The sequence below is a fragment of the Dietzia sp. ANT_WB102 genome (genome assembly GCF_008369165.1).
Lineage (GTDB): Bacteria > Actinomycetota > Actinomycetes > Mycobacteriales > Mycobacteriaceae > Dietzia.
Window position 1 is genome coordinate 19,981 of sequence record NZ_VOBA01000001.1, and the last position, 16,087, is coordinate 36,067.

Consider the following 16,087-nt stretch of genomic DNA (forward strand, 5'->3'; position numbering starts at 1 on the left):
GTGAGGGCGGATCAGACCATCGAGTCGGTGACCTTTTCGCCGAACTCGTTCTGTCCGAACATGATGTACGCCTTCGTGGCCTCGTTGGCGGCGTGGACCCGCCCGGCGTTGGCGTCCCGCCAGAACCGCTGGATCGGCGAGGTGTCCTCCAGCGCGCGTGCGCCGGAGTTCTGGAACAGCAGACCAATGGCGTCGATCGACCGCTGCGTGGCGCGCACCTGGTCACGGCGGGCACGGGTGCGGATGTCCATCCCCGGGTAGTCGCCTGCCTTGATCAGATCCATCTCCTCACGCACATTACGCATGAGCTGCAGCCAGGAGGCGTCGATATCGCCGGCGGCCTCGGCGAGGCGGACCTTGGCGAACACGTCGTCCTTGACCTTGGTGCCGAAGGCGGCGCGGACGCGCTCACGCTGATGCTCGCGGTGCACGTCGTAGCAGCCGAACGCCATCCCCACGATCGGGGCCGAGATGGTGGTGGGATGGATGGTGCCCCACGGCATCTTGTAGATCGGGTTGGTGTTGATCTCGAGGCCCGGGCTCTTGGTGGCGGCCATCAGGCCGAAGGAGAGCACGCGGTGCTCCGGGATGATGGCGTCCTTGATGAGGATGTCGTTGGACCCGGTGCCCTTGAGTCCGGCGACGTGCCACACGTCGAGGATCTCGTACTGGGACTTCTCCACCAGGAAGGTGCAGAAGTCGACCATCTTGTCGTTCTCGTCCATGACGGGCCCGCCGACGAAGACCCAGTCGGCGTGCTGGCAGCCCGAGGACCAGGACCACTTGCCGTTGAGGACCAGACCCTGGTCCGTCTTCTTGGCGGCACCCATGGGCGCGTACGACGACGAGATGCGGACGGTGCTGTCCTCACCCCAGACATCGTTCTGCGCCTGCTCGGAGAAGAGGGCGAGGTGCCAGTTGTGGATTCCGAGGATGCTCGCGCACCAGCCGGTCGACGGGCATGCCGAGGCGATGTGACGCACCGCGGTGTAGAAGGTCTCCATATCGGCCTCGTAGCCGCCCCAGCGGGCCGGCTGGCAGAGCTTGAAGAAACCGGCCTCATCGAGTTCGGCGATGTTCTTCGGGTGGACCTTGCGCAGATCCTCGGTCTCCTGGGCGCGCTCGGCGAAACCGGGCAGCAGCACCTTGATGCGGTCGATGACCTCGTGGGAGGCGTACTCGCTCATGTGAACCTCTCTGACGTTGATGAAACTGGCGTTGGTGAAGATGATGCATTAAAGACTAGAACACGTTACAGTTTTGCACCAGACCGGCTACCCAAGTCGCGAGCCACTGGCACTGCGTGCCAGCATTTTCGACCAACGGTTGTCGCCGGTCCGCCTATTCTATAACCTGTTCTCATACGGTGAACGCCCCTCAGGAGGAAGATCATGACCGCTTCAGGCTCAGCCCCCGGAGCCGTCCGCGAGATCGACACCGGCGCAGCCCGGGATCGTTACGCACGCGGCTGGCATTGCATCGGCACCGTCAAGGAGTTCTCCGACGGCAAGCCGCACTCCATCCAGGCCTTCGGCACCAAGCTCGTCGTGTGGGCCGACAACGAGGGCGAGATCAATGTCCTCGACGCCTACTGCCGACACATGGGCGGAGACCTGTCCGACGGCGAGATCAAGGACGGCAACATCGCGTGCCCGTTCCACGACTGGCGCTGGGGCGGCGACGGCAAGTGCAAGGGCATCCCGTACGCGAAGCGCGTCCCCCTGCGCGCCAAGACCCGTGCGTGGATCACCAACGTCCAGTCGGGACAGGTCTTCGTCTGGCACGACCATGAGGGCAACCCGCCCCGCGAGGAAGACGCCATCCCGGTCATCGCCGAGTACGGGACCGACGAGTGGACCGATTGGCAGTGGAACCGCCTCGTCATCGACGGCTCCAACTGCATGGAAATCGTTGACAACGTCGTCGACATGGCGCACTTCTACTACATCCACTTCGCGTTCCCCACTTACTTCAAGAACGTCTTCGAGGGGCAGACCGCAACTCAGTACCTCAACACCAAGGGCCGCCCCGATCACGACCCGACCGGCGGAAAGTACGGTGACACCCTGCTCGAGTCGGAGGCGTCCTACTTCGGCCCCTCGTACATGATCAACCCGCTCAAGCAGATGTACGGCGATTTCGTCACCGACGCGATCCTCATCAACTGCCACTACCCGATCGACCAGAACTCGTTCGTGCTCATGTACGGGCTGTCGGTGAAGAAGCCCCAGGGCTTCGACGACGAGACGGCGAGCGCCATGGCCGCGAAGATCGCAACGTTCTTCGGTGAAGGCTTCCTTCAGGATGTCCGGATCTGGCAGCGCAAGACCGCGATCGCCAACCCGCTCCTCTGCGAGGAGGATGGTCCCGTCTACCAGCTTCGCCGCTGGTACGAGCAGTTCTACGTCAACCGCGACGAGGTGACTCCGGAGATGCAGGAGCGCTTCGAGTTCGAGGTCGACACCACCGCCGCGAACAAGTACTGGGAGCAGGAGGTCGCCGAGAACATGCGCAAGCAGGAAGCCGGCGAGGTCGGCTTCTCTGACGAGCAGACCCAGTACACCGGAATGGCCGAGGTCGCGGGCGATGCAGACGCCGCCAGGTCGAAAAACTGATGTTCAAGAAGAACGACTCGCGGCGCGCGCCCACCTGGGACGAGACTGACCCGGCGCGCGCCGCGCGGCTGCGCACATACACCGCGCTCGACCGTGAGACGTACACCCGGGCCGGGTTCCAACCCGTTGAGTGCCGGAGTTGCGGCACCTGCGTGTCCGTGCGCAAAAACAGCGAGAAGCACACCTCGATCCAGTGGACCAATGGCAGCGACCGCAACTGCCCGGTCCTCTCAGAGTGGCGCGAGGACGGCTCTCTCCCCGACGGCGAAGACACGTGCCCCCGGATGCTTGCCAGCATCCGGTACGCCTACGCCGAGGGACTGCTCACCATCGCCGAGGGCGTGGATCCGGCCGACGACGAGCACATGGTGAACCCGCTCTTCGTCCCCGAGTGAGACCCGCCCCCGACTGAGAAGCAACCCTCCAGGATGTGCACTGCACATCCTGGAGCGCCCCCTGCCCGTGCGTATCCAAGCGATAGGCTCCCGATTCATGACCGAAACACCCCAGCTCGGCTCCTTCGTGCGCGAGCTCACGATCGCCGAGGTGATCGAGGAGACCGCCGACGCGAAGTCGATCGTCTTCGACATCCCCGCCGACGGGGAGGATGACTTCCGGTACACCCCCGGACAGTTCCTCACTCTGCGCATCCCTAGCGAGGAGACAGGGTCCGTGGCGCGCTGCTACTCCCTGTCGAGCTCCCCCACCGAGGACGCCCAGCTCAAGGTGACCGTCAAGCGCACGATCGACGGGTACGGGTCGAATTGGATGTGCGACAACGCCGAAGCCGGCATGCGCATGCACGTGCTGGCCCCGTCTGGCATCTTCACGCCCAAGAACCTCGACCAGGACTTCATCCTCCTGGCCGCCGGGTCGGGCGTGACGCCGGTGATGTCGATCCTCAAATCGGCTCTCGCGCAGGGCACCGGGCACATCGTCATGGTGTACGCGAACCGCGACGAGAACTCAGTCATCTTCAAGGACGAACTGCAGACTCTTCAGCGGGAAAACCCCGACCGCCTCACCGTCCTGCACTGGCTGGAGTCGGTCTCCGGTATCCCCACCGCGGAGATGATCGGCAATCTCCTCCAGCCCGTCGCCGCCAAGCGGCACTCCTACATCTGCGGCCCGGCACCGTTCATGGAGACCGTCAAGGACGGGCTCCGTCGGTCCGGCGCCGACATGCACCTCATCCACACCGAGGTGTTCTCCTCGATCGAAGGTGACCCGTTCGCCGAGATCGTCATCGACGACTCCCCCGGTGACGACGGCGAAGGCCCCGCCACCGCGATCGTCGAGCTCGACGACGAGGTCCACGAAGTCTCCTGGCCCCGCAACACCCCGCTGCTCGACGTCCTGCTCTCCAAGGGCATCAAGGCACCGTTCTCATGCCGTAAGGGCGAATGCTCGGCGTGTGCCTGCATCCTCAAGTCCGGTGAGGTCGAGATGATCCACAACGGGATCCTCGACCCGGAAGAGGTCGACGAGGGCTACGTCCTGAGCTGCCAACTCCTCCCCAAGACGGACCGCGTCGAGGTGTCGTACTCGGAGTGACCTGAACGCTGACGCACTCCACGGCTCACCGTCAGCGTCGTCGTCGACGTGTTCCCGTCGACACCCAGGGCACCGCAACGTCGTCGCCGCGTCTCGCCACGGAGCCACGCTCGAACCGGTGGCGGCATGCGTACTCGACGACGCTAGGGTCGAGCCATGAGCCAGTCGAGTCTCCCTTCGTGCCCCGAATGCGCCTCCGAGTACACCTACGAGATGCCGCCGCTGCTCGTGTGCCCCGAGTGCGCACACGAATGGTCACCCGAGAACGCGACAGACCCCGCGGCCGATGACGGCGCGGGGTCTGCGGAGATCCGGGACGCCGTCGGCACTGTTCTGGCCGACGGCGACACTGTAGTGGTGATCAAGGATCTCAAGGTAAAGGGTGGGTCCGGCCCGATCAAGGTGGGCACCAAGGTGCGCAACATCCGGCTGGTCGACGGGCCTGGTGACCACGACATCGACTGCAAGATCGATGGATTCGGCTCCATGCACCTCAAGTCGAGCGTGGTCAGGAAGGCCTGACCGGGCCGGCCCTACCCGGCTCAGGCGTTGGCCTGCTCCTTCTGGATCTCCAATGCGATGTCGATCAGCTGATCCTCCTGCCCGCCCACGAGGCGGCGCTCCCCAGCGCGGATGAGGATTTCGGACGAAGGCACGTTGTACCGCTGCGCGTGTCCCTCGGCGTGCTTGAGGAACGACGAGTAGCAGCCGGCATAGCCGAGCATCATGGCCTGGCGGTCGACCACACACTCGCTCGGCATGAGCGGACGCACCACATCCTCTGCCGCGTCGGCGATCTTGAAGAAGTCGATTCCGGTGGTGATGCCGAGCTTGTCGCAGCAGCCCACGAGCGCCTCGACCGGGGTATTCCCGGCGCCCGCACCGAAGCGGCGGGTAGAGCCGTCGATCTGCTGGGCGCCCGCCCGGATAGCCATGATCGAGTTGCCCACGCCGATATCGAGGTTCTCGTGGCCGTGGAATCCGACCTGTGCGTCGTTGCCGAGTTCGGCGACGAGCGCTGAGACGCGGTCGGAAACCTGGTCCATGACGAGGGCGCCAGCCGAGTCGACGATGTAGACGCACTGGCAGCCGGCGTCAGCCATGATCCGGGCCTGCTTGGCGAGCACCTCGGGTGGCTGGGTGTGGCTCATCATGAGGAATCCGACGGTCTCGAGTCCGAGGTCGCGTGCGTAACCGAAGTGCTGAATCGAGACGTCTGCCTCGGTGCAGTGGGTAGCTACGCGGCAGATCGACCCGCCGTTGTCGCGGGCTTTGAGGATGTCGTCCTTGATTCCGAGACCGGGCAGCGTGAGGAACGCGATCTTGGCCTGCTTGGCGGTCTCGGCAGCGACCTTGATCAGTTCCTGGTCGTACGACTTTGCAAAGCCGTAGTTGAATGACGCTCCGCCGAGCCCGTCACCGTGCGTGACCTCGATGACCGGGACGCCGGCGCCGTCGAGTGCCGCGACGACGTTCCGGACGTCCTCCACGGAGAACTGGTGACGCTTGTGGTGTGAGCCGTCGCGGAGCGAGGAATCGGTGATACGGATGTCGAGGTCGGCGCTGTAGGCGCGGGCCTGTGCGTTGAGCGGGTTGTTCATGTCCATGTCTGTCACACTCCGAGCTTGCTCTTGGCGATCTCCTCGCCGACCTTTGCGGCGGCGGCGGTCATGATGTCGAGGTTGCCCGCGTAAGGCGGCAGGAAGTCGCCTGCGCCTTCGACCTCGGCGAAGATCGCCACGCGGGCCATGCCCCCGGTGATCTCGGTGGGCGGGTCGAACTGCGGCTCCTGGAGCAGCCGGTATCCCGGCACATACGCCTGGATCTCCTTTTCGCGCTTACGGATCGCGGTGGTGATGAGGTCGTGGTCCGCGTCTTCCGGGATCGAGCAGAAGATGGTGTCGCGCATGATCATGGGAGGCTCGGCTGGGTTGAGGATGATGATCGCCTTGCCCTTCTTGGCGCCGCCGACCTTCTCGATGGCCATCCTGGTGGTCTCGGTGAACTCGTCGATGTTGGCGCGCGTTCCCGGGCCGGCGGACTCACTGGACACCGACGCGACAATCTCCGCGTAGTCGACCGGCACCACGGAGGAGACGGCATGCACCATAGGAATCGTGGCCTGGCCGCCGCACGTGACCATGTTGGTGTTGGGCGCGTCGAGATGTTCACGAAGGTTCGCTGGCGGGATCACCATGGGCCCGACCGCGGCGGGGGTCAGGTCGATGGCGACGATGCCTGCGGCCTCGTACTTGGGGGCGTACTCCTTGTGCACGTAGGCACTGGTCGCCTCGAACAGCAGGTCAGGCTTCTCGCCGCCAGCCTCAATCGAGGCGAGGAGCTCGTCTGCTCCGCCCGCCATGCAGGTCAGGCCGTGGTCAGCCGCACGCTTCATCCCTTCGGACTCGGCGTCGATGCCGATCATCCACTTCGGCTCGATGTACTCGCTGCGCTCGAGCTTGTACATGAGATCGGTGCCGATATTGCCGGACCCCACGATCGCGGCAGTGAGCTTGGTCTTCTGTGTCATGCAGACAGTCTGGCGGAGCGCGCCCTTAAGCCACAATCGAATGTTCCACTGAACGGCACATCCCGAGCCCTCCGTGTGGACGCAGCGTCACCACGCGGTGTGTGGCGCATCGCCTCGCGGTGGGCGGCTGTGGCGGTCGGTGCCGGGTGGGTTGGTGAGGTGGCCGTCGTCGGTGAGTAGTCGGTCGAGGTGTTGTTGCCATTGGTGGTCGAGGATCTGGTCGCGGGCCTGGGCGAGGGGTCCGTGGGGCGTGGTGCGGTGTTCGTGGCCGGTTTCGGTGATGATGGTCAACTCGCCCAGCGGGCCGGGTCGGTAGGCGCAGTGGCCGAAGGTTTTCTCGCGGTGGTGCGTGCGGCACAGGCACACCAGGTTCCATTCGGCGGTGGGCCCGCCCAGCTCGGGGCGGTGGTGATCGAAGGCGATGACGTGATCGATGTCGCAGTCATAGGCATCGACGGTGCAACCCGGGTGACGGCAGGTGCCGTCGCGTAGCCGGATCCGTTCGGCCAGCGCCGGGGCGATGTGGTACTTCAGGGCCGCGTCCGGGGCGTCCAGCACCCCGGGCTGGGGGTCGAGCAGTTCGAACCGCACTGTGGCGTCGCCTCCGGAGAGGAGTTCCTCGCATAGCCAGTCGAAGCTGGAGTAGGCGCCGGTGACGAACTGCACGCGGTTGGGCAGGCCCTGGGCGACGCTGGTGACGATCGAGATTCGGATCGGCTGCTCGGTGCCCCACGAGGCGCCCAACCGCGGCCGCCCGCCCCCGCCCCCGGCACCAGCGCTGTCGGTGGCGGGGTGGGTGGTGCCGGCGGCATTGGTGGGGTCTTCCGGATCGTGCAGGGCGTCGCCGATGTCAGTGGTGGCCGGGTCCCCGAGGGCACACAGGGCGTCGGCGCGCAATTGGTCACGGGTGCGGGGATGGCCGGCCTCGCAGGCGGCCCGGGCCGCGGCATCGATACGGCGGCGCAATTTCTCCGCATCACCCGACGGTAGCGAGGCCCACATGCTGGTCATGCCGTCGCGGGCGGGGCGAAACCGGACGGTGCGCTGCTCGACGGCATCGTGCACGGCATCCTCTGCCACCCGGGGGTCGTGGCGCTCCCTGGCGGCGTCGACCGCGGTGTCCAGGGCGGTCCGACTGGGCCGGTGCCCGCCATCCAGGGCGCGGGTCAGGGCGCCGACGACGTCGGATTCCACTGCTCCGACGATCGGGGCGGGCACTCCGGCCAGCCGGCAGGCCGCGTCGATGGCCAACTGCTCGGGCAGCAAGCCCCGCTCGACGGCGTTGCGCAGACGAGGCAACCGGCAATGGATCTGCACCCCGGCGCGCACCAGGCGCGCAGCGTGCCACCCGGTCAACGACATCGCCGCCGCCAAATGATCCCGAGCCCGATCGGCCGGATCGAGACGGGAATAGGCAGGACGACAATCACCGGCGCCGTCTTCACCGTGCGCGGCACGGTCCAGACGACGGAAACTCTCCACCAGCAGAAACGCCGCCCGCAGCCGGGTCGCCGCCGCGAGATTCTGCGCCACCGTGACCGACCGCGCTACCTCACTCAACGCCGCGGCGTCCAACGACTCCAACGGCTCCTCCACCGCGCGCAGCGCCCCAAGGATGGCCGACGTCGTCGTCGCACCCACCGACCTCACCCCCTCACGCCTGGTTCTATCGAATTCCTGTTCTAGTCTACCGAAGGTCCGAACATCGCACAAGTGTTCGATCAAAGCGCGCCTCGGAGGCCAGCCCGCGCGCTAGACTCGACCCCATGACCTCGCCACGCCCGTCCCCCGTCGACCGGGCCTTCGACATCCTGCGCGCCACGGCCGCGGGCAACGGACTGACGCTGAGCGAGCTCGCACGCGAGACAGGCCTGGCCAAGTCCACAACGCTCCGACTTCTCGCCGCCCTCGAGCGAAACGGGGCGGTGACTCGGATCGGGCAGCGCTATCGACTGGGGCCGCTGGTGCATGAGTTGGATCCGATTCCCGCGTCGCCCGCGTACGAGCGGATCCGGAGAGTACTCACGCCTTTTCTCGCGCATCTTTTTGAGGCCACCCGCGCGACCGTGCACCTGGCCACGCTGCACCGTGATGAGGTCATCTACCTCAACAAGCTGCACGGGCCGCGGCCGATCCCGTCGCCGTCTCGCATCGGGGGCGGGCTGCCCGCGTACTGCACCGGGGTGGGAAAGGCGATGCTGGCATTTGACGAGGACGCGGCCGAACGGGTCGCGCTGGGCCCGATGGTGGCGTGGACCGATACCACCCTGACCTCCGCTGACGCGCTGGCGGTGGAACTGGCGGAGATCCGACGCAGGCGGCGGGCGGTGGACCGCGCCGAGCTGACGCCCGGGCTGTACTGCGTTGCGGCGCCCGTGTTCGACGACGAGGACGGCACAGGCGGGAGCAGAGCGGTCGCGGCGCTGTCCGCAAGCGCCGGGGACTCCAACGCCCTTGCCCGGTTGGAGCCGCTGGTCACCCGCGTCGCGGTCGCCGCCGGCCGCGCGTTGGCCGAGGACCGCTAGGAGTCGCCCGGCGCCCGTCGTCCCGCCATCTCGCACGTCCAGCCCGACGGTGTCTCCCTTGTCGCGAGGGCAGCGGTGATCGTGCTGGCGATCTGGGTCGGGAGCTGCTGGTCACCGGCCGGGTAGACGATCCGCTCCTCTTTCGCGTTGTGCTGTTCCAGCACGTTCGCCAAACGCGGCCAATGACTGCTCGCGGTGGCGACGTCGTCACGGTCGAGCGCCTCGGTGATCGCGTCGAGCAGATCCCAGATCTCGCCGTGCTCCCGGAGCATCACGAGGACCGGAGCCATGAGGCCAGACGCCCTGACCACGGGGAAGTGATAGACCTCTTCGACATAGATGTGGTGGCGCAGTGCGCGCGCCGCGTCCTCGAACGCGGCCAGGTCGGCCGTAGGGCCGGCCAGCGATCCGGAAAACCGTTCGAAACCCTCGTCAATGCGGCGGTGGTCTCGCTCCAGCAGCTGCCCGACGGTGACGCCGGAGGTGTCTGTCATGACCGCGGTCCGCTACTTCCGCGTCAGCAGGAGCCGCCACACATCCGGCCCCTGTTGAAGGTAGCTGACCTCCAGCGCGTCGCCCTCGATCTCGGCGAGCTGCGCGAGCAGGGGCACGGGATTGTGCGGGGCGACCAGGACCATCGCGGCACCCAAACGGACCTGGCCGAACGCGCCGATCACGGCGCCGTGGCGAATCGCATGGGGGATGGCGCGGGCGTCGAGCTCCGGGAACTCAGTACGCGTCTCGCGGCCGGACCCCTCGGTGACATCCGTGACAGACAGTTCGTGCATGTCGGACCCCTTCGACGATGATGGAATCCATTAGATCACAATAGGCTTGTCATCAATCAGGGCGTCGCCACTGCCACGGACAACGCGACGTCACCACAACCGAGCCGGAGGTGGCGATGTCGAGCGATGCCGAGTCGACGAATGCGCGGGAATCAGCGGACACCCGGGACAAGGTTCTCGCGGCCATCCGCAGGGCCGCGACTCCCCCGACGGTCGACGAGATCGCCCGCCAGCTCGACCTGCACCACAACTCGGTACGGCTGCATGCCGCGGTGCTCCGGGACGCCGGCCTGATCACACAGGCCAGCCGCCCCGGCACCGGGCGCGGGCGGCCCCAAACCACCTACAGCACGAGCCCGCGCGGCGCGTGGACCGGACGACGCGATTACCGGCTACTGGCCTCGCTGCTGCTCTCTGAGCTTCACGCAACCGAGGGCGGACTGACCACCGAGGTCCGACGCGTGGGGCACGCATGGGGGCGCAGGCTCGCGGCTGGCGCCAGCGACGACGCCGGCCGGTCGGTGCCCAAGGCGCGCGAACGGGTCGTGACCGTCCTCGACGAGTTGGGGTTCGAGCCCACTACCGACCCTCGCGGCGACGACGTGGAGTTGCGCAACTGCCCCTTCCTGGAGCTGGTCGACCCAGACGACGGCCTGGTCTGCGCGATCCACGGCGGAATGCTCGATGGCCTGGTGGACGGCGGCGAGGCGACCGTTGACCTGCACCCGTTCACCTCGCCGCACGCGTGCACCGTCCGCATTCGCGCACGGTGACAATGTGCCCGGTGGCTGAGCGCCCGGTGGCTGAGCGCCCGGTGGCTGAGCGCCCCGGCTAGCGGAAGTCCATGGTGACGTCGCCGAGGCCCGCGAACTCGGCACGGAAGCTGTCGCCCGGTGTGGCGTCCATGGCGCGAATCGCGGTACCCGGGAGGATCACGTCACCCTTGCGCAGCCGGACACCGAACTTGGCGACAGTCGACGCGAGCCACCCCACCGAGTTGAGCGGGTTGCCGAGCACGGCGTCGGATCGCCCGGACGCGAGGAACTCACCGTTCTTGAACAGAGTCGCGTCGATGGCGGCGACGTCGATGTCGGCCAGCCGCACGCGGCCCTCGCCGACCACGTACCCACACGACGAGGCATTGTCCGCAATCGTGTCGGCCAGCGTGATCTTCCAGTCCCGGATACGGGAGTCGATCAACTCGATCGACGGGACGACCCACTCGATCGCCGCGGCCGCCTCCTCCTGGGAACAACCCTCCGGCGGGATGTCTGCGCCCAGGATGAAGCCCACCTCGACCTCCACGCGCGGGAAGCAGAAGCGGGCCGCCTCGATCGCGGTACCCTCCGGGTACTCCATGGTGTCGAGCAGATGCCCGTAGTCGGGCTCGTCGACACCCATCATCTCCTGCATTGCCTTGGACGCCAGCCCTACCTTGTGGCCAGTCACCACCGCGCCGGCGTCGAGCTTGCGCCGGATGTTCACCAGCTGGATCTCGAAGGCGTCGTCCGGGGTCAGGTCCGGGTGATCGTCAGTCAGCGGCGCGATCGGCGAGACGTTGGTCTCGGCGTCCCAGAGTCGCTGGGCAAGAGTGGCGCGGGTCTCCTCGTTGAGCATGACGGGGATGCTACCTGGGCCGTCTGGCGCGACGACGTTCAGTTCTATAACGTGTTCTACATGGCAGACCAGGAATTCGACGTCGTCGTCGTCGGCAGCGGCGCAGCAGGCATGACGGCCGCCCTCGCGGCAGCAAAGAAGGGCCTCAGCGTGGTCCTCGTAGAGAAGGCTCCGCACTACGGTGGCTCCACCGCCCGCTCCGGCGGAGGCGTGTGGATCCCCAACAACTCCGTACTCCAGCGCGACGGCGTTCTGGACACCCCGGAGGCGGCCCGGACCTACCTCCGCTCGATCATCGGCGACGTCGTGTCGCCCGAGAGGATCGACGCCTACATCGACCGCGGGCCGGAGGTGCTCGACTTCGTCCTGAACAACTCGCCCCTGCGCCTGGAGTGGGTCAAGGACTATGCCGACTACTACCCCGAAGCCCCGGGTGGACGCCTGGGCGGCCGCTCCGTCGAGCCCAAGCCGTTTGACCTCCGGCAGCTCGGCTCCGAGGCAGACAAGCTCGAGCCGCCTTACGCCAAGGCGCCGGTCAACATGGTCATCAAGCAGTCTGACTTCCGCTGGCTCAACCTCCTGCAGCGTCCCCACACCAAGGGCATTCGTCGCTCGATTCGTGTGACCGCCCGCATGTTCGCGGGTAAGGCTCGCGGAGCCCAGCTGGTCGGGATGGGTCGTGCACTCATCGCGGCGATGCGGAAGGGCCTCCTCGACGCCGGTGTGCCGGTGTGGCTGGAGACGCCAATGACCGGACTGGTGACCGAGGGCTCGGGCGATCAGGAACGGGTCGTGGGCATCACCGTCACCCGCAACGGCGAAGAGGTGACCCTCCGCGCCCGTCACGGTGTGGTGATCGGGTCCGGCGGATTCGAGCACAACCAGGAGATGCGCGACAAGTACCAGCGCCAGCCCATCCCCACCTCGTGGACCGTCGGAGCCAAGGCCAACACCGGCGAGGGCATCGAGTACATGGAGAAGACCGGCGCGTCGCTGTCCTTCATGGAGGACTCCTGGTGGGGCCCGACGCTCCTGCTTCCGCGCGGACCCTGGTTCGCCCTCGCCGAGCGTTCGCTGCCCTGCTCGTTCATGGTCAACGCCCGCGGCGAGCGGTTCATGAACGAGTCGCTGCCTTACGTCGAGGCCGGCCACAAGATGTACGGCGGCGAGTACGGACAGGGTGACGGTCCGGGCGAGAACGTCCCCGCCTGGATCATCTTTGACCAGGAATACAAGAACCGGTACCTCTTCGCTGGCCTCCAGGCCAAGCAGCCGCTCCCCAAGAAGTGGCTCGCGACCGAGAACTTCCACAAGGCGGACACCCTCGCCGAGCTCGCGACCCTCATCGGCGTTCCGGCCGAGGCGCTGGAGCGGACCACCGAGAAGTTCAACCGCTTCGCCACCAATGGCGTCGACGAGGACTTCGAACGCGGAAAGTCGGGCTACGACCACTACTACGGCGACCCGACCAACAAGCCCAACCCGAGCCTCGGTCCGGTGCGCAAGGCGCCGTTCTACGCCGCCAAGATGGTGCCCGGTGACCTCGGCACCAAGGGCGGCGCGGACACCGACGTCCACGGCCGCGTCCTGCGCGAAAACGGCTCCGTCATCGAGGGCCTCTACGCCGCTGGTAACGCCTCGTCGCCGGTCATGGGCCACACCTACGCAGGCCCGGGCGCGACGATCGGCCCCGCGATGGTCTTCGGCTACCTCGCCGTGGAGAACATGCTCGCCTCCGCCCCCACTGCCAAGAAGACGGGAGTCTGACGTGCCGATCGACCTCGACACCGCCCTCGGGGCGGAACTGCCCTCGCAGGAGTTCTCCTGGACCGCTTCGGACGTGGCGCTGTACGCGCTGTCGGTGGGTGCGGCCTCCGATCCGATGGACACCACCGGTCTGGAGTACGTTCACGACACGGATCCCAAGGTCCTGCCGTCGTTCGCCACCGTCGCGGCCACGATGAACATCACCGAGGCCCCCCGGGTGTCCTTCCCGGGCGTGGAGATCGACCTGGCCAAGGTCGTCCACGGCAGCCAGTCCGTCACGCTTCACCGGCCGATCCCGGCCGCGGGCACCGCCGTGACCACCACGAAGATCGCCGAGATCCAGGACAAGGGCTCCGCCGCAGTCATCATCCAGGAATCCGAGACGGTCTCCGCCGACGGCGAGAAGCTGTGGACCTCCCGCTCGGGCATCTTCGCCCGTGGCGAGGGCGGGTTCGGCGGCGAGCGCGGAACCTCCGAGAAGGTCGAGTACCCCGAGCGCGAGGCCGACCACACCCTCGAGGTGGCCACGCTCCCCCAGCAGGCCCTGTTCTACCGCCTCTGCGGTGACCGCAACCCGCTGCACTCCGACCCCGCGTTCGCCGAGGCGGCCGGGTTCCCTCGCCCGATCCTCCACGGCCTGTGCTCGTACGGCCTGGTCCTGCGCGCGGTCGTGGACGAGGTGCTCGGCGGCGACGTCGCGCGGGTCGGCGGCTACGGCGTGACCTTCGGCGGCATCTTCTTCCCCGGTGAGACCATGCGCATCCGCGTGTGGGAAGAGGGCTCGCGACTGCTCGTGGCGGCGACCGTCGTGGAGCGCGACGACGCCCCCGTGCTCAAGAACGTGGTGGTCGACCTCGCCTGACCGGCGCTGATCGACGGTCAACGAACACCCCGCGGTCGCCACCGCGGGGTGTTCTCGTATCTGCGGCCCGAAGGCCGATCAGCAGAGCTCGCGGAACTGCTCCACCAGCCGGAGTCGACCGGGCGCGTCGAGAGCCATGGGGACGACGGTCAGCGTCGTGGCGCCGGCCTCGCGGAATGCCTCGACACGCTCGGCGACGTACCCCGCGGGGCCGATGAGCGAGACCGACCGGACGAGCTCGTCAGGCACGGCAGCGGCCGCCTCATCCTTCTTGCCGTCCAGATACAGGTCCTGGATACGGGCGGCGTCTGCCTCGTAGCCGTAGCGGCACGCGAGTTCGTTGTAGAAGTTCTTCCCCCGCGCGCCCATGCCACCGATGTAAAGGGCCAAGTGCGGCCGCACGAGATCCAGGTAACCCGGGACCTCGTCTTCCTTCACGATCGCCAGCGGCGGGCCGGCGTAGACCTCGAGATCCCCCAGCGCGGGATCGCGCTTGGCGCGGCCCTTCGCCAGCGCGTCGCCCCAGGCCACGTGCGCCTTCTCCGGGTGGAAGAAAATCGGCTGCCAGCCGTCCGCGATCTCGGCGGCCAGCTGAACGTTCTTCGGGCCCAGGGCGGCGAGGATGATCGGGATGTTCTCGCGCACCGGGTGGTTGATGAGCTTGAGCGGCTTGCCGAGTCCCGTGCCCTGATCCGCAGGCAGGGGGATCTGGTACTTCGCCCCGTTGTGGACAAGCTTCTCGCGGCGCCACACCTTGCGGCAGATCTCGATGATCTCGCGGGTGCGGGCCAGCGGGGCGTCATACTTCACGCCGTGGAAGCCCTCCACGACCTGTGGTCCGGAGGCGCCCAGGCCGAGGGTGAAGCGACCGTCGGAGACGAAGTCCAAGCCCGCCGCGGTCATCGCGGTGAGCGTGGGCGTGCGCGTGTAGATCTGCAGGATCCCCGACGCCAGCTCCATCGTGGACGTCTTGGCGGCGAGGTAACCGAGCTGACTCACCGCGTCGAAGGAGTAGGCCTCGGGGACGAACGCGATGTCGAGTCCCGCCCGCTCGAGGTCGGCGGCCTCCGCGGCCGTCTCGGCGAACCCGCCGCTGTAGTTGAGAGCCATTCCAATGCGCATGTACACAACGCTACCGGGGGGTCGTGGCGTCTCTCTCGCGGGCCTGACCGCCGTCCCCTCTGATCACCATGTCGACCTCTCCGCCCACCCGCACGAACACGCCGACGCGGCGACGCAGGGGCGTGTCGGTGCGCTCGTAGCCGAGTAGGCGCATGCCCGCGTCGGAGGCCACCTCCAAGACGGCGGTTTCGGGCAGGTCGACGTCGGCGGTGGGGACGACGACGAGGTCGGCGGCCCCCAGCATCCGTGCCAGCCGCAGCCGTCGCGTCCGTTCGTCCCCCCGGCGACGCAGCCACCGGCGCACCGCCACCACGGCGACCGCGATCCCCCACGCGGCGAGCGGGAGCAGCGCCACCATCGTGAGCACCCAGCCGAGGCTCATCGGTCCTGCGCCGGGATGGAACGACCCGCCACGCGGCGGGATGTGGGGGCGGACGTACGCGTGAAACGCATCGGTTCGAGCCACGGGCCCCGCTGCACGAGTGCCCGCGTACCCCCCACGGGTTCCAGGCCCCTGGACCGGGCCGCCGCATAGACGACTGACCGGGGAAGCCGTAGCTCCCAGGGGCGCACGACCACCTCGTCGTCGTCGCCGTCGAGCCTGACCGCCAGGGCACGGGCGCGCCGGCCGTGCCGGTCCCGATACGACCGCACCAGGCCGCGGATCCGCAACCTCGGGTCCTTTATCCGCATGCAGCGAATCGTAC

Annotated in this window: 18 protein-coding genes; 8 read left to right on the plus strand and 10 right to left on the minus strand. The window is 67.3% G+C overall.

Annotated features, from left to right (window positions below; translation table 11 throughout):
- Positions 1–11 precede the first annotated feature (11 nt).
- A complete protein-coding gene (hsaA, locus tag FQ137_RS00095) occupies positions 12–1,187 on the minus strand; it encodes a 3-hydroxy-9,10-secoandrosta-1,3,5(10)-triene-9,17-dione monooxygenase oxygenase subunit (protein ID WP_149290589.1) in 1,176 nt (391 codons plus the stop codon).
- Between the two features lie 204 nt (positions 1,188–1,391).
- On the opposite strand from hsaA, the gene FQ137_RS00100 reads away from it, so the two are divergent.
- The 4 genes from FQ137_RS00100 to FQ137_RS00115 all read left to right on the plus strand — a co-directional run bounded on the left by FQ137_RS00100 (position 1,392) and on the right by FQ137_RS00115 (position 4,691).
- Positions 1,392–2,615, plus strand: coding sequence for a Rieske 2Fe-2S domain-containing protein (locus FQ137_RS00100; protein ID WP_149290590.1), 1,224 nt, complete (start codon positions 1,392–1,394; stop codon positions 2,613–2,615).
- Positions 2,615–3,010: a hypothetical protein gene (locus FQ137_RS00105; RefSeq protein WP_149290591.1), complete on the plus strand. Its 396-nt coding sequence runs from the start codon at positions 2,615–2,617 to the stop codon at positions 3,008–3,010. The genes FQ137_RS00100 and FQ137_RS00105 overlap by 1 nt, the downstream gene beginning before the upstream one ends.
- A 97-nt stretch (positions 3,011–3,107) precedes the next feature.
- Entirely contained in the window at positions 3,108–4,169 is a 1,062-nt protein-coding gene (locus FQ137_RS00110; RefSeq protein WP_149290592.1) for a ferredoxin--NADP reductase, read from the plus strand.
- A 156-nt stretch (positions 4,170–4,325) separates the two neighbouring features.
- Positions 4,326–4,691: a zinc ribbon domain-containing protein YjdM gene (locus FQ137_RS00115; RefSeq protein WP_149290593.1), complete on the plus strand. Its 366-nt coding sequence runs from the start codon at positions 4,326–4,328 to the stop codon at positions 4,689–4,691.
- A 20-nt stretch (positions 4,692–4,711) separates the two neighbouring features.
- Here the strand turns inward: FQ137_RS00115 and dmpG are convergent, their stop codons facing one another.
- From dmpG to FQ137_RS00130, 3 genes are all read right to left on the minus strand, one after another.
- Complete coding sequence (dmpG, locus tag FQ137_RS00120) at positions 4,712–5,776, minus strand: 4-hydroxy-2-oxovalerate aldolase (protein ID WP_370452363.1); 1,065 nt, start codon at positions 5,774–5,776, stop codon at positions 4,712–4,714.
- A 5-nt stretch (positions 5,777–5,781) separates the two neighbouring features.
- On the minus strand, positions 5,782–6,699 hold the full coding sequence (locus tag FQ137_RS00125) for an acetaldehyde dehydrogenase (acetylating) (protein WP_149290594.1): 918 nt from the start codon (positions 6,697–6,699) through the stop codon (positions 5,782–5,784).
- Between the two features lie 87 nt (positions 6,700–6,786).
- Positions 6,787–8,340 carry an HNH endonuclease signature motif containing protein gene (locus FQ137_RS00130; protein WP_255583274.1) on the minus strand — a complete coding sequence of 518 codons (1,554 nt, stop codon included), beginning with the start codon at positions 8,338–8,340 and terminating at the stop codon, positions 6,787–6,789.
- 125 nt (positions 8,341–8,465) lie between these two features.
- On the opposite strand from FQ137_RS00130, the gene FQ137_RS00135 reads away from it, so the two are divergent.
- Positions 8,466–9,224 carry an IclR family transcriptional regulator gene (locus tag FQ137_RS00135; protein WP_149290595.1) on the plus strand — a complete coding sequence of 253 codons (759 nt, stop codon included), beginning with the start codon at positions 8,466–8,468 and terminating at the stop codon, positions 9,222–9,224.
- Here the strand turns inward: FQ137_RS00135 and FQ137_RS00140 are convergent.
- Together FQ137_RS00140 and FQ137_RS00145 are read right to left on the minus strand one after the other, a co-directional pair.
- Entirely contained in the window at positions 9,221–9,718 is a 498-nt protein-coding gene (locus FQ137_RS00140; RefSeq protein ID WP_149290596.1) for a hemerythrin domain-containing protein, read from the minus strand. The genes FQ137_RS00135 and FQ137_RS00140 overlap by 4 nt on opposite strands.
- Positions 9,719–9,730: 12 nt before the next feature.
- On the minus strand, positions 9,731–10,012 hold the full coding sequence (locus FQ137_RS00145; RefSeq protein WP_149290597.1) for a DUF2249 domain-containing protein: 282 nt from the start codon (positions 10,010–10,012) through the stop codon (positions 9,731–9,733).
- 116 nt (positions 10,013–10,128) lie between these two features.
- Between FQ137_RS00145 and FQ137_RS00150 the strand changes: the two genes are divergently transcribed.
- Positions 10,129–10,785: a metalloregulator ArsR/SmtB family transcription factor gene (locus tag FQ137_RS00150; RefSeq protein ID WP_149290598.1), complete on the plus strand. Its 657-nt coding sequence runs from the start codon at positions 10,129–10,131 to the stop codon at positions 10,783–10,785.
- A 58-nt stretch (positions 10,786–10,843) separates the two neighbouring features.
- Here the strand turns inward: FQ137_RS00150 and FQ137_RS00155 are convergent, their stop codons facing one another.
- Positions 10,844–11,629 carry a 2-keto-4-pentenoate hydratase gene (locus FQ137_RS00155; RefSeq protein WP_149290599.1) on the minus strand — a complete coding sequence of 262 codons (786 nt, stop codon included), beginning with the start codon at positions 11,627–11,629 and terminating at the stop codon, positions 10,844–10,846.
- A 60-nt stretch (positions 11,630–11,689) separates the two neighbouring features.
- On the opposite strand from FQ137_RS00155, the gene kstD reads away from it, so the two are divergent.
- Positions 11,690–13,396, plus strand: a complete 1,707-nt coding sequence (gene kstD, locus FQ137_RS00160; protein WP_188064686.1) for a 3-oxosteroid 1-dehydrogenase — start codon at positions 11,690–11,692, stop codon at positions 13,394–13,396.
- 1 nt (position 13,397) lies between these two features.
- A complete protein-coding gene (locus FQ137_RS00165) occupies positions 13,398–14,258 on the plus strand; it encodes a MaoC/PaaZ C-terminal domain-containing protein (RefSeq protein ID WP_149290601.1) in 861 nt (286 codons plus the stop codon).
- A gap of 78 nt (positions 14,259–14,336) precedes the next feature.
- On the opposite strand, the gene FQ137_RS00170 is transcribed toward FQ137_RS00165, so the two are convergent.
- From FQ137_RS00170 to FQ137_RS00180, 3 genes are read right to left on the minus strand one after another with little or no spacing between them, the layout of a single operon-like run.
- Positions 14,337–15,380 carry an LLM class F420-dependent oxidoreductase gene (locus FQ137_RS00170; RefSeq protein WP_149290602.1) on the minus strand — a complete coding sequence of 348 codons (1,044 nt, stop codon included), beginning with the start codon at positions 15,378–15,380 and terminating at the stop codon, positions 14,337–14,339.
- Positions 15,381–15,390: 10 nt separating this feature from the next.
- Positions 15,391–15,762 carry a hypothetical protein gene (locus FQ137_RS00175; protein ID WP_149290603.1) on the minus strand — a complete coding sequence of 124 codons (372 nt, stop codon included), beginning with the start codon at positions 15,760–15,762 and terminating at the stop codon, positions 15,391–15,393.
- The gene (locus tag FQ137_RS00180; RefSeq protein WP_149290604.1) at positions 15,759–16,073 is read right to left on the minus strand and encodes a hypothetical protein; all 315 of its coding nucleotides are present in this window, start codon (positions 16,071–16,073) and stop codon (positions 15,759–15,761) included. The genes FQ137_RS00175 and FQ137_RS00180 overlap by 4 nt, the downstream gene beginning before the upstream one ends.
- Positions 16,074–16,087: the final 14 nt, after the last annotated feature.

What these genes read in the sequence shown, in the direction of transcription:
- FQ137_RS00135 (WP_149290595.1), top strand. Translation starts at nt 8,466, where the DNA reads ATGACCTCGCCACGCCCGTCCCCCGTCGACCGGGCCTTCGACATCCTG.
- dmpG (WP_370452363.1), bottom strand. Translation starts at nt 5,776, where the DNA reads ATGGACATGAACAACCCGCTCAACGCACAGGCCCGCGCCTACAGCGCC.
- FQ137_RS00170 (WP_149290602.1), bottom strand. Translation starts at nt 15,380, where the DNA reads ATGCGCATTGGAATGGCTCTCAACTACAGCGGCGGGTTCGCCGAGACG.
- hsaA (WP_149290589.1), bottom strand. Translation starts at nt 1,187, where the DNA reads ATGAGCGAGTACGCCTCCCACGAGGTCATCGACCGCATCAAGGTGCTG.
- FQ137_RS00145 (WP_149290597.1), bottom strand. Translation starts at nt 10,012, where the DNA reads ATGCACGAACTGTCTGTCACGGATGTCACCGAGGGGTCCGGCCGCGAG.
- FQ137_RS00155 (WP_149290599.1), bottom strand. Translation starts at nt 11,629, where the DNA reads ATGCTCAACGAGGAGACCCGCGCCACTCTTGCCCAGCGACTCTGGGAC.
- FQ137_RS00150 (WP_149290598.1), top strand. Translation starts at nt 10,129, where the DNA reads ATGTCGAGCGATGCCGAGTCGACGAATGCGCGGGAATCAGCGGACACC.
- FQ137_RS00180 (WP_149290604.1), bottom strand. Translation starts at nt 16,073, where the DNA reads ATGCGGATAAAGGACCCGAGGTTGCGGATCCGCGGCCTGGTGCGGTCG.
- FQ137_RS00105 (WP_149290591.1), top strand. Translation starts at nt 2,615, where the DNA reads ATGTTCAAGAAGAACGACTCGCGGCGCGCGCCCACCTGGGACGAGACT.
- FQ137_RS00110 (WP_149290592.1), top strand. Translation starts at nt 3,108, where the DNA reads ATGACCGAAACACCCCAGCTCGGCTCCTTCGTGCGCGAGCTCACGATC.
- FQ137_RS00100 (WP_149290590.1), top strand. Translation starts at nt 1,392, where the DNA reads ATGACCGCTTCAGGCTCAGCCCCCGGAGCCGTCCGCGAGATCGACACC.
- kstD (WP_188064686.1), top strand. Translation starts at nt 11,690, where the DNA reads ATGGCAGACCAGGAATTCGACGTCGTCGTCGTCGGCAGCGGCGCAGCA.
- FQ137_RS00175 (WP_149290603.1), bottom strand. Translation starts at nt 15,762, where the DNA reads ATGAGCCTCGGCTGGGTGCTCACGATGGTGGCGCTGCTCCCGCTCGCC.
- FQ137_RS00115 (WP_149290593.1), top strand. Translation starts at nt 4,326, where the DNA reads ATGAGCCAGTCGAGTCTCCCTTCGTGCCCCGAATGCGCCTCCGAGTAC.
- FQ137_RS00140 (WP_149290596.1), bottom strand. Translation starts at nt 9,718, where the DNA reads ATGACAGACACCTCCGGCGTCACCGTCGGGCAGCTGCTGGAGCGAGAC.
- FQ137_RS00125 (WP_149290594.1), bottom strand. Translation starts at nt 6,699, where the DNA reads ATGACACAGAAGACCAAGCTCACTGCCGCGATCGTGGGGTCCGGCAAT.